The organism is Streptococcus sp. HMSC070B10 (assembly GCF_001808665.1).
GTDB lineage: Bacteria > Bacillota > Bacilli > Lactobacillales > Streptococcaceae > Streptococcus.
Window position 1 is genome coordinate 9,346 of record NZ_KV794182.1, and the last position, 13,055, is coordinate 22,400.

Below are 13,055 nucleotides of genomic sequence, written 5' to 3' on the forward strand. Positions count from 1 at the left end.
GAGAAGCATCTGTTTCGTCTTTTTCGTCTTCAGCAAGTGTGTTACCTTCAGTATCTTCATACTTAACAACAACATTACCTTTAACTTCTTTATAAACGTAGGTCACTTCTTTAGTTTGACCTGATTCTACCGTACCTGTTTCAGCACCTTTAGTTGATGCTGGTACTAGTTCGTATACTTTTCCTTCTGCAGTTGTGATACGGTTTGGTTTCATTCCGTTATCTGCAGTATTGTATTCAGAACCTGGTTTTCCATTATCAGTGTCTTTTGCACCTGAAGCTACATCTTTACCATCTGCAGTTCCTACTAATGGAGTTCCGTCTTCTGTTTGGTAATTAACGATGACTGATCCAGCTTTTTCATAAACGTAAGTTACATCAGTTTTACCTTCTACTACGTTTCCAGTTTCTGGTTTAGAATCATCTTTAAGACCAGCTTTTGTAATGTAGTAAACAGTTCCGTCTTCTGCAGTGATTTTTTCTGGTTTGTTATCAACAGCAGTATCATATTTTTCGCTTAGAGATGCACCTTTAAGATCATCTTTGTCAGCTGCGATTGTCTTACCTTCTGTGTCGACATAGTGAACTACTACATCACCAGTTACTTCTTTATAAACGTATGTTACTTCTTTCGTTTCTCCAGCTACTACTGTACCTGTTTCGGCACCTTTAGTTGATGCTGGTACTAATTCGTAGACTTTGCCTTCTGCAGTTGTGATACGGTTTGGTTTCATTCCGTTATCAGAAGTATCGTAGTCTGATCCTGGTCTTCCATCTACAGTGTCTTTTGCACCTGAAGCTACGTTAGCACCAGCTGCGTCTACACCTACTATTGGAGTTCCGTCTTCTGTTTGGTAGTTAACGACTACTTGTCCTGCTTTTTCGTAAACATAAGTTACTATAGTTGTTCCTTCTACAACATCACCTGTTGCTGGTTTAGAATCATCTTTAAGCTCTTTAGCTGTTAGGTAGTATTTAACTCCATCTTTAGTGATTTCGTCTTTTTTGTGGTCTGCTGTATCGTATTTAACGTTTAGAGAAGCATCTGTTTCGTCTTTTTCGTCTTCAGCGATTACGTTACCTTCAGTATCTTCATACTTAACGACTACATTACCTTTAACTTCTTTATAAACGTATGTTACTTCTTTAGTTTCTCCAGCAACAACTTTACCAGTTTCGTCACCTTTAGTTGCTGTTGGTACTAATTCGTATACTTTACCTTCTGCAGTTGTAATACGGTTTGGTTTCATTCCGTTGTCTGCAGTGTTGTAGTCAGTTCCTGCTTTAGCGTCTGTAGTGTCTTTAGCACCCGAAGCAATATCTGTACCGTCTGCAGTTCCTACTAATGGAGTTCCGTCTTCTGTTTGGTAGTTAACGATTACTGATCCAGCTTTTTCATAAACGTAAGTTACTGTTGTTGTTCCTTCAACAACATCACCAGTTGCTGGTTTAGAACCATCTTTCAGTTCTTTAGCTGTTAAGTAGTATTTAACACCATCTTTCTCGATAGATTCTTTTTTGTGGTCAGCTGTATCGTATTTAACATTTAGAGAAGCATCTGTTTCATCTTTTTCGTCAGCAGCAAGTGTGTTACCTTCAGTATCTTCGTACTTAACAACTACATTACCTTTAACTTCTTTGTAAACGTAGGTTACTTCTTTAGTTGTTCCTGATTCAATCTCACCTGTTTCTTCACCTTCAGTTAAGTCTGGAACTAATTCGTATACTTTGCCTTCTGCAGTTTTAATACGAGTTGGTTTCATTCCGTTATCGGCAGTGTTATAAGCTGTACCTGGTTTACCATTATCAATGTCTTTTGCACCTGATTCTACAGTTTTACCAGCTCCATCTTCGTCTACTACTGTTCCTGCAAGTGGAGTTCCATCTTCAGTTTTGTAGTTAACGATTACTGATCCAGCTTTTTCATAGATGTAAGTTACTTTTGTAACACCTTCTACTACTGTTCCTGTTTCAGCTGGTGATGTAGTTTCTGTACCATTTACAGATGTCATTGTGTTTGCTTCGTTTAGGTAGTAAACATTTCCTTGTGCATCTGTAAGTTTTTGAGGTTTTTCAGTTTCATTTTCTTTAGTGTTGTAAGGTACGTTTTTAGAAGCTGTAGTACTACTTACAATTACATCATTCCCATCAGCATCAACATAGTATTTCTCAGTTACTACTTCAGCTACTGTTTCAGGAGTATCAGTGTAAGGAGATTTTAATTCTGTTCCGTCTTCTGTTTGGTAGTTAACGACTACAGAACCTTTTTTCTCGATTTCACGAGTTTTTTCTTCTGCATAAGTGTAAGTGATTGTTGTAGTACCACTTGCTAAACGGTAGGCACGAAGAGGAGTGATTTCGTCACGGTAAGAATACTCTTCAACTTCCGGCGAAGGATCAGAAAATTTAAGAAGAAAATCACTACTATCTTCTAAAGTACTTGTTTCTTGATCAGTAACGCTTGCTATATCAGCTGTTATATCACTTGTAGGTCTTCCTTTATCATCAACTTGATCTCCCTTATCAGCACTAATCTCCAGAGGACCACCAGTTTTTGCCGCCATTCCTAAAGTAATATATCGTTTGAAATTAAGGAGGTTATCTTCAAATCCTTTTTCTTGAAGATATGCAAGATAGTTTTTTACAAGAGTTTTGTTTGCTTCTCCTGTTAAAGTATCTGGAGCCGCTTTAAAGTTTTGTACCATTGCATATGTTCTATTTAAAGTAGCCCCAGTTCCATCTTTATCATCTGCTACATTATCACTAGATGACAATTGTATCTGTGCTGTTAAAGAGAAACTCTCAGTTTTAGCTGTTACATAGGTATTTTTCTCAAGGACGAAAACATAATCACCTTCTTTGATTCCACCATCAGCTGTTACGTTAGCTGAAGTGAAGTTTTTTGCTGTTGCTTCTCCAGCTTTGAAAGCTTCTATCATCTTAGCATCAGAAGTGATCGCACCTGAATCAGCTTGTACATATTTACCATATGTTCCTTTTCCTGTTTGTTCAACAATCCAAGCTTTTCCACCAGGTTTTACAGTATCATAAGTGATTTTACCTTCTGCGTTACTTAACCCTTCTGGAGTCAATTTCGCAGTTACATCACCTAGAGTTGTGTCAGAGTACACTCCTCCACCGTTTCCAGTAGTTTCAACCTTAGGTTCTCCGATTAGGTGGTAAGTCTTCCCATCTTTTTCGATTGTTTCTTTCTTACCATTTTCTTTAGCGTCGTTTAGGTCGCTAGCTTCTGCATCACCACCTGTAGTTCCTTTGAAAACTTCTCCTGATTTACCGTATACATCGTATGGTGTTTCGATAGTTTTATCAGCACCAGAGTTTTGGTTTTTGTTTTCTTCTAATACAGTATTACCCTCAGCAGTTACATATTTGTAGTCTACTTTTCCAGTTTTAGTAATTGTATTTGTTCCCTCTGCAGTTGGATCAGTTGAAAATTGCCTACCTGCATCTGGGTTCTCAATATTAGCTGTATCTACAATTACTGACCCCTTATCATTTGAGATTGTTGATGTTCCATTACCATTATCTTTTACAGCTGCTTCTACAGTCTGGGTTTGTCCTGCCATTGCAAGGGCTGTACCAACAATCAAAGCTACTGTTCCGATTTTGACTGAGTCTGAACGGCCGTCTTTAAACTTACGAATGGAAAATTTTTCTTTTTTATTTATAAACATTCTTAGTATCCTTTACTTTTATTTTTTGCATGATTCTTGATTTCATAATGTTGTTATAGTAATAAATGATTAATAAAACCAAAAACCTCACTCTTCCATTTTAACACTTTAAAACCTCCTATACAAGGAATTTGAGTGCTTTTTAATCATTCAAACTATAGTTTTTCGCTATATTTATATATAAAAAATCCATACAGATGTATGGATTTACATATTTTAAAATATACATTTATGCTACCAGCCAAGTGAAACCCTTTCAAACTGACAACCCAAGCGTCGCAATTCTTTTTGACGGTCCTCATAGTAGGGGAGGGAAATGCCTGTGATGGTCACATGGGGCAGGTCTTTAAGGTGCAGGCTGACGGATGAGGTAAAATGATAGACATGAACGAACTCGTATTCTTGAAAGAGTTGGGCTAGGACATCTTCAAAGATCAGCTCCGTCTCCAAGTAGGTCACATCAGGGATAGTGAAAGTTTCCTTGGGGTGGGGCAGATAGAAGTCAATGGCCAAGGCCTTGGCATAAGTGCTGATAAAGCGGATGGAGATCTGATCGTCCTCTTCAGAGAACTTTTGCCCCAGCAGAACCTTGACTGTCTTGCCATTTGAGACGGGTGCTTGTGACAGGTCAAAAAAATGCTCCAGATAAACTAGCTTTTCTCTAACCACGACATGGTAGTCACTGCGATAGAGGGTATAGTGCTTTTCCGTTCGCTCAATCAAGTCATCTCTGGTCAATCCCAAAGAGCCCACCTGATTGGGTTGAAGAGGGAGGGCATACATTCCCAAAGGGTAAATATCCGCATAGCCATCATCAAAACTCATGAGGTGTTGGTAGGTCGAACTAGCAACCAAGTCCAAAATCAAGCTATTGTCAAAGCTAGCATAAAAGATGGTGTCATAGTCGCCGGCAAGTTCCTGACAAATCTGAGCCAAGGCCTCTGCTGTCTGAGGATAGTGAACATGGTCAAAATCCTTAGCATAATGCTCCTGACGGGCATTTTTGACAGGACTGACATAAAGGCTGACAAATTCCTGATTAGGATAGAGCCCCTTGATATGCTGGGCTATTTTAACCTGCAAGGGCGTTGTAGCAATGATGAGGTGTTTCATCTCTTTGATTCTCCTAGGTGGTGATGGTGCAGCAAGGTCTCAACGACTTCAAAGTCCAAGGCATCGTCGATATCATAAGAATAGAGTTTGGGCATTTCATATGCTACTGTCTTATCCGTGTAAAAGGTCTCATCTCGTAGGTAAAGGTCCTTGCGAGAAATCCAGATACTACCATTGGGATAGTAATAGATAGGCTCTTTTTGCCGAGCATAGTGCTTGGAAACCTGAGGCGGACTGATAAAAGCTGACTCCCCTAGCTGCAAGAAAAGACTGCGACTCTTGTCCGCCTTAACACAGGAAATCAGATGGTCAGCGCCAGACTGACAGTAGAGTTGATAGGACTCGATGAGATGCTCTACTTCTCTCAGGGGCGAAGTCACCTGTAGATTCACAAAGACCTGCTCTTCCTCAAAGGGCTGTAAAAAGTCGCGTAAGGTTTCTAAGCTAGAGGTTGTTGATAGGGCCAATTCTTTTGGTCTGTGGATACAACGAATCTCTGGATAGGCTTGGCGACAGAGTTCGAGATAGGCTAGTGAGTCTGAGGAGACCCAGATGTCACTAAATAGCTTGGAGGCTAGGGCGACTTCGATGGTATAGAAAACCAAAGGTTTGCCTGCTAGCGGTTTGATATTTTTATCCACTAAGCCGCGTGACCCCGAACGGATTAAAATGACAGCTATGGGTTTAGATGTTGCTTTCATATAGTCTTCCTAGAAATGAGATAAAAAGAGCAGATAAAGTAGTAATGATGCTATTTAACCAAGGATTGGGGTTGGCAAAAAGGCCACTGTAATGATAGAGAACCAAGGCTCCTAGACTAAAGACCAGATAGATTTTGGCTAACTGTAAGTTCGGTCTTTTGAGGAGTAAAACCAAGAGGTACAATCCACCTATCACACCTAAAGTCAGACCCATAAAACCGTTAATCCATTCGTAGATAGAGTAGATTTCTGCATTCATGAGCAAGAGACAGAGGAGCCAGGACAGGCCTGCTATGACAAAGGATAGGAGGCTTGGCGACCAGCGCAGCTTTGACCAAGCAAAATCCAACTTCAAGCAGGTCACGATTGCATTCATACTGGACGAAACCGTGGATTGACCCGCTGCCAAGAGAGCCAGCATGATGAAACTGCCAAACCAAGGTGCCAGACCTTCCCGAGCGTAAGCAATGAGAACAGGATTGGTCGATGTGGTAGCGAAATTTTCCTGACGAATCAAGCAGCCAATCAGATAGAGTAGACTAGCAATCCCAAAGGACAAGAGTCCCTGTAGCCATAAGATTTTTCCAATCTTCTGACGCCCTATTTTGCTATTAAAACGTTGGACGATATCCTGCGAAGAAACGTAGGAAAACAAGCTACTAAAACCTGCTCCTGCAACTAAGATAAAGACCATCTTCCCATCCAGAGTCTCTGCAAAGTGAGATAGCTGTTGACTGCTATTCACGACTAAACCAGATTGGGCAATTCTTGGTAGAAAGAGGGCCAATATAGCCAGTAGGACCAAGCCTTGAAAGAAGTCCGTCCACAGCACAACCCAGAGACCACCCCTTGCCAGATAATAGACCGTCAAAAGAAGGAGTAAACCTGACAAGACCAGCTGATTGATAGGAATAAAGGGTGCTAAGGCCTGAGACAACAAGTAGGTCACCACTGCTATTCGCCCCAACTGGTAGAGGATGAAAAGTCCTGAAGCCAGTGAACGAATGCCAGCCGATTGAAACTTATCCTCTAAAAGATGATAGGCTGTCTCATAGTTTCCCTTTTGATAGAGGGGCAGAAAATAGCGATGAGCTAGTGGAATGGCTAGAAAGATGCCACACTGGGCAAACCAGAGATAGGACCTACCTGTATAGGCATTCCCCACCAGAGTCAGAAAGGAAATGGGGCTGAGCAAGGTCGCAAAGACTGAGAAGGCCAAAACTGTCACTGGAACAGCTTTCTTAACCTGATAATAGTCCTCTTCGCTCCCTTTTTTTCGATAGGCAATCCAGGAAATCAAGCAGAAATAGAGCACTAGGGTGACTAGAATTCCCAACATCCTAGAAATTCCTATCTAATAGTTCTCTGTATCTGTGAGCTACTTTTTCCAGAGAATAGCGAGAGGCTAAGGCTAGATTTTTTTCATTCGATAGATAAAAATCAGGCTGCTCCATCTCTTCTATCTTTTGAATCAACTCTGATTTGGTTTTAAACAAGTTGATGGCATTGGACTGGTCAGCATAGAAACGATGGGCAATCTCCACATCAGATAACAAGGCTAACAAACCTTGACTCAAGGCTTCAATACAGGCATTAGCAAATAACTCTGTATAACTTGCAGACAAATAGCATTGGTGGAGATGATAAGGTACTTCGTCAACGATACCTTTAAAGTGAATGGTTGGTGGCAGATCGTAGCGATTACGAAGTTCCTCCAGACGCTCCTCTGTACCACCATAAAAGGTAATCTGGGCCTTGGAGCCACGTTTGTAGAGTTCGATAAAAGCTTCAATGACAAGTTCAACGTTCTTACCTTCTCCCATATGACCCACCAAGCAATAGTCCAAAACAGGTCCGATTTTTCTTAGCTGACCTACTTTTTCTGTAAACATTGGTGGTAAAAACTTAGTGTCATACCCTTGTTTCGCCAAAGTATCAGTCAAAACTTCACTGGCAACTAGGTATTTGTTTGTCTTGCGCAGATTGGCGAGGCGTAAATCTCGCATGACATTTTCATGGACGACTTCATAATAATTTTTATCCGTGTTTTCCATGTAACGCCAAAGGCTGGGTTTGGGTACGATTTGTTGGTCACGGATAAAGAGGTCGGTTTGCTGGGCCCATTTGGCTAAGAACTTGACCAGTAAGTCCTCTTCAGAACGGATTTCTCCTCCTATGCGGTAGATGTATTCTGGGTAAAAGATAGTGACAGGAGAGGGTTCTTTGAAGGGATCGATAAAGCGTCCTTCCAGAGCCAATTCTCCATTTTCGTGATACCAACGCAGTTCCTTTTCCTTGAAATCTTCAAACAAGAAGGGACCCTTGGTATAGTAATATCTCCCCGAGCCATCTCCCAGGGTAACAGAGACCACAAAACCATCCTCATTGAGCTCCACCTGATCTCCATCTGCTAGCGTTAAACTTTCTGGCTTCACTGATAAGTCTGCATGGCCTATATCTGAAAAACTATGCGGAACACATATCAGTTCTTTTTCTAAAAATCCTAACTTGATTAAATCTTTCTTCCAGTCAGGACGAAGCTGAGGACTCGATACAAGGTGAACATATTCCAAACCCAGATGGCGTGCTATACGGGCTCGATAGACTTGGGTACTCTCAAAACCATAGCGATGGATTTCCTTGGCTGGATGAATGGTGACAATTCTCGACATGATGTAGACTCTTTCTCTCTTATTTTCTACTTACAAAGGAAAAACCACCCTCACAAAGAAGCGAGGGTGGTTTTTCCGTTACAATGCTTGGGGATTTCCTAGCAAGTTCCCCCTCAAAAGGACTTTATGCTATTCTATCACAAAGACTGACCATCTGCAAGGTGGACTGGTTTAGACAGGATAGCTTGGGGGAGTTTTCTTATTGTTTATAAATCGATTCTCTGAAATCATCTGTGCTACGTAGGTAGGCATTGTAGATTTTTTGTTTTAATAAGTGGACCCAACTTGCAGGAGCGTGGCTTGTCGTACGGTCAATGTTAGCCACATCTTTTGCCACTGCTTGATCGATGAGTTCTTGCATTTGAGCAGCTGAACGAATTGTAATCTCCTTGCTGCTGTTTGGTACACCAAGTTCATACTGAATAGTGATTGGTTTCAACTGGTCTTGCTTGCGAATACGTTTATTAAACATATCCTTCTTGAAATCAGCCCATGAACCATATTGGTTGGCAAAGACATTTTTCAAGACGAGACTATCAGTGATGAGGCCCACATCTTTCCTAAGCCAATCTGAATAGGTAATGTCCCCGTTTCGTTTAGCTTCTTCTGCATATTGGTTGGATACATATGGTAAGAACCCATCTTGATAACCTTTTTCTGCCAACAATTCGTAGGCTGTCTTTCTAAACATGATGTCACCAGGCGCACCCTTTGAATTACTGAGGGCAGCATAAATCGGTGAGAACATGCTGATCAGATGATAGCCATTACGAGTATAGTCGCTCTTATCACGGTAAGCCCGACGGTTGATGATATCATTGTCAATCAAGGCATCCAGACTGGTTAGTTTACTTACTTCAGCATCTGTCAATGGACGAACAGAGTTTCCAGCATGAGTTTGTTTATGGTACTTGTCCTCAATGTAGAAATTCTCTATTTTTCTAAACCATTTTTTCTTGACATCATTAGACTTAGTTAAAATGGCATTGGCTTCCATAGCATCCAAGGTATACAAGACATCGTACATACCGTGAACATACTCTTGCAAGGCTGCGGCTGATGTGAAGCGGCTTGTCGGGTCATAAGTATGCAAGCGAGTTGATGAATCCTTATCCCCTTTATAGAGAGTATTCAAGACAATAGCATCCTTATCTAGACTGTCAGCAGATTGCAACAGGCCTAAGGCATACAACTCTGCTCCCAATCCTTCACGACGACCTTTTCCTTCAAAGTAAATATGTCCGTCAGAATTATGAACCATTTCATGAGTATAGACTGATGTTCCGTATTTATCCAACAAGCGGTCGCTGACATAGTGGACCTCAGAACCGTTGGCATAAGCTCCAGCTCCCTTACTTTCCCCATACCACTTACCAGTTGGTCCAAAGAAGTTGTAGATAGAATCAATGGCCTTATCAGACAGGGTAGCCCAGTAATAATTACTATTGCTATCTTTCATACCAAAGCCATCTGAAACCATGACTGAACGGAAGAGTTTTTCTTTGTATTCTGGTGAAAGGAAGTGGTACCAGATATCGTAGTGGTCTCGTTGCCATTCAGCCGACTGGTCAACCTTAGCACGGACATACTGACGCAATTCTTCTCCTGATAAGACTGTATTATTAACACGGTCACGGTAGCGTTCATAGCCACCAAAGGCCAAGGTAGAAAGATTTGAAATCACATAAACATCTTCTTCTGGCAATGTTAATAAAGGTAGGAGCATGTTTTTTAATTTCCAACTTGGTGCCGTAATACGATCATAGACTCCCAGTGTATAGTTACTATCTGGTGTAGCTGACTCTTGTTTGGCACGCACTTCTGGAATCGCTGACTTACTCTCTACTATATAGGCCTTGGTATTCGTCTTCAACCATTCATTATTGGTTTTAGTTGGTAGGAAGAGTTTTCTGTAAGACTCTAGTAAATCCGTCACTGTCTTGCGACCTTTTGCAGGGGCCAGGGTTGTTTCATAGGCACTTATATTATTTGATGCCTTGAGATTTTCCATACCGCTCTGACCTAGGGCAATGATGGTATCCAAGGTTGAAGCTGTGCTATTGCCATCAAAGTCAAACTTATAGGTATTGAGATCCTTGGTATTGATGTGATCATAGTTGATATTGTACCAGCGATTGAGGTAAGTCAAACCAAGCAAGAAAGCTTCCTTGTTGTTTTTGATTTTTTCGCTGATGTAGGTTGCTACACTATCTCCCATCGTATTGATAGACTTGTCCATGGCTAGCACTTTACGGAGATGTTCGCCGATATTAGCCTTAACTTTTTCGAATTCTTTGTCCAAGTATAGCGGATCAAGCGACGCATCTGCCTCAATGCCCAGAACTCTTCTCATGGCTGCTGAGTCATATTCGACCCCTTGCAAATCTGCTAGGACCTGATCGGTCACTTTCGTATAGTCAGATAAAAAGGCTTCTGGTGTAAAGATAAAGTTTTTACTTGCTACGCTGTACTCTGCAATTTGTGTATTTTTGAAATCTTCTTTGTAGGTGACATCTAGATAACTGATTGTATTATCAGCAAAATGCAACATCAGTTTATTGATCGTTGCTTTATTGGCCTGAATATCTGTGATGATGTCATTGTCCTTCATTGGTACAACATCCAGCAATTCTGTAGTATAAAGCTTATCCGTAGGATCAACTTGATTTCCATAGTGAACCACTAGCTCTTTATTATAGAAAGGCATCAATTTCTCAATATTGTGATAAGCAACTTTTCGACTAGCTTGACCTTGGCTTAACTGAGTATAGTCCACACTGTGCTGATTGGCCTTGAGTGTTTGACCTGTATCGTTTAGTGTCACTGTCATCCCATAAGAGTGGACCTTTTCTCTGGCCTGGTCTTGGGTAATTGGGGTCGCATAGAGATCGGCCTTCTTGTTCTCAACAACAGTGCTAGCATCTTTGATGTCCGCTCCCCTGTACTGGTCTCCTGTGATAGCATAACCATCTCCAGCGTTGACCATGCTAACGACATGATGGATACGGCCATTTTGCCATGTAGAACCTGCTATACCTCCGACTCGAGGATAGGTTGTCGTATTGAGGATGGTTCCACTTGCTAGTGCATGAGAGACCAAAGCACCACTTTGAACTTTCCCTACAATACCTCCAGCAAATTGGTCATTGTTGCGGGCATTGCTAGAAATACTTGTATCAACAGCTACCTTATCAATCTTAGCCTTAGTACCAGATAAGAGCCCTGCTATACCTCCCACATAGTAAGGAGAAGCATCCGTATGCTTGGCCTGAATGCTACCTGTAAAGGAACTATTAGTAATTTCTGTATCCTGAGCCTTCGCTACCAAACCTGCAACTGACTTGCTACCTGTCAATTGACCTTCTACAGCTACATTACTAATCTGACTATTAGTAGCTACTTTTGCTAGGCTGGCTGTGTCATCTTGACTCTTAATCGCTACTGCTTTAAGGTCAATATCTTTCACAGTAGCCTTGGTCAAGTTATCAAACAAGGCTGTCTTAAGGTCATAAATCGCAAACGGCTTACCGTCACTCGCACCGATAAGATTACCAGTGAAAGTGCCTGTCACATAGCTGGTTTGTCCCTTTGCTAAGGCCACTTCATCAGCTGTCATATCAGCTCCAAGTTTAAAGGTTCCAGCGAGATTACCCTGCATGGCAACAATCAGTTTCTTGAAGGAAGTATAGACACCGTCCTTGGCAAGCTTTTGCTTATCAACTGTGAAGCTATAGTTATCCTTGTATGCTGAATCTTTCTCTTGAACCAGTTCATTGAAGGCAACGGTTACCTTGTATTTCCCATCCTCTGTTTCCTTAATAGAGCTAACTGGTAGCAACATTTCTTTCATCTTATCTGATTTGACTTTGACAAAATAAGGTGACAAATCGCTTGGTACTTCTGATAAGTTCAGATAACGACGGTAGTGACCATCTTCCTTACCATAGAGCCCCACTTCATCCACATCTTTGATTTCAATTTTCTTATAGTCCAATTGAAAATCTTTCGTTGATACTTCTGTATTTTCCTGATCAGATTGGCCTAGATTATAGGTCAGGTAAGTCTTAATTGTATAAGGAGTATAGTAGTCCAAACCATCAATCGTTTGCTGAACGGATAAATCTTTCAAATCCACTTCTTTAATTAGTGTTCCATTTTGAAAAATTTGAGCCTTGGCCTTAACAAAGGCAGACGTTTGGTCATCTAAGTGATAGGTGACTGCTACAGCTTTTTTGCTCTCATCTTTAACCAGATTAGTAATTTCAACTATTGGTTTGGTTTTAACAAGACTACCAACCTTGACAATCTCTTTGGTTGGTGCTACTTCTGTACGTGAGATTTCCTTGCTAGCTTCCACCTTACCATCTACGAGATAATCTTCATACTCGATGGTCCGTAAACCGTCTTTTCCTTCCTGAGCAATTTCTCGATGATTTTTTAAGATAGTCGCATCTTCAATTTCTTCAGTTTCATGAGGAATGGTTTCTGTTACTGTACGATGATTGCTTGTCAAAGGCAGTTCAGGAAGAGTCTCTACTACAGCAGCCTCACCCTCGTGACCCTGCTCTTGTGTGCCTTGGGTGCTAATTGGGGCTGTGTAAGATGGCTGAACGGGTTGAACTAAGGCTTCACCTTCATGGCCGGGCTCTTGCGTGCCCTTACTGCTAACAACTTCTGTAGACTCTGGCACTGTTGGCTCAACTGGAGCTCCCTCCTGAGGACCTGTGTAAACTGGTAGTTCTGATTGAACCAGAGCCTCACCTTCATGACCCGACTCTTGGGTACCTTGGGTACTAATTGGGGCTGTGTACGCTGGTTGCGATGGTTGAACTAGGGCTTCTCCCTCATGACCTGACTCTTGGGTCCCTTGAGTAC

6 protein-coding genes are annotated in these 13,055 nt (G+C 41.4%); all 6 read right to left on the reverse strand.

Going from position 1 to position 13,055, the window contains the following annotated elements:
* On the reverse strand, positions 1-3,694 hold a 3,694-nt coding region (locus HMPREF2613_RS05650), incomplete at its 3' end, for a MucBP domain-containing protein (protein WP_186822074.1).
* A gap of 234 nt (positions 3,695-3,928) precedes the next feature.
* A complete protein-coding gene (locus HMPREF2613_RS05655) occupies positions 3,929-4,807 on the reverse strand; it encodes a glycosyltransferase family 52 (RefSeq protein WP_070479606.1) in 879 nt (292 codons plus the stop codon).
* Positions 4,804-5,508 carry an acylneuraminate cytidylyltransferase family protein gene (locus HMPREF2613_RS05660; RefSeq protein ID WP_070479608.1) on the reverse strand — a complete coding sequence of 235 codons (705 nt, stop codon included), beginning with the start codon at positions 5,506-5,508 and terminating at the stop codon, positions 4,804-4,806. Before HMPREF2613_RS05660 ends, HMPREF2613_RS05655 begins: the two co-directional genes overlap by 4 nt.
* Complete coding sequence (locus HMPREF2613_RS05665) at positions 5,492-6,847, reverse strand: SLC5/6 family protein (protein WP_070479611.1); 1,356 nt, start codon at positions 6,845-6,847, stop codon at positions 5,492-5,494. The genes HMPREF2613_RS05660 and HMPREF2613_RS05665 overlap by 17 nt, the downstream gene beginning before the upstream one ends.
* A 1-nt stretch (position 6,848) precedes the next feature.
* The gene (locus HMPREF2613_RS05670; protein WP_070479614.1) at positions 6,849-8,180 is read right to left on the reverse strand and encodes a glycosyltransferase; all 1,332 of its coding nucleotides are present in this window, start codon (positions 8,178-8,180) and stop codon (positions 6,849-6,851) included.
* A 199-nt stretch (positions 8,181-8,379) separates the two neighbouring features.
* Positions 8,380-13,055 (reverse strand): ZmpA/ZmpB/ZmpC family metallo-endopeptidase (locus HMPREF2613_RS05675; RefSeq protein WP_070479616.1); only part of this gene is annotated, 4,676 nt, incomplete at its 5' end.

Coding starts and splice junctions, on each gene's coding strand:
- HMPREF2613_RS05655 (WP_070479606.1), bottom strand. CDS start 4,807: ATGAAACACCTCATCATTGCTACAACGCCCTTGCAGGTTAAAATAGCC.
- HMPREF2613_RS05665 (WP_070479611.1), bottom strand. CDS start 6,847: ATGTTGGGAATTCTAGTCACCCTAGTGCTCTATTTCTGCTTGATTTCC.
- HMPREF2613_RS05670 (WP_070479614.1), bottom strand. CDS start 8,180: ATGTCGAGAATTGTCACCATTCATCCAGCCAAGGAAATCCATCGCTAT.
- HMPREF2613_RS05660 (WP_070479608.1), bottom strand. CDS start 5,508: ATGAAAGCAACATCTAAACCCATAGCTGTCATTTTAATCCGTTCGGGG.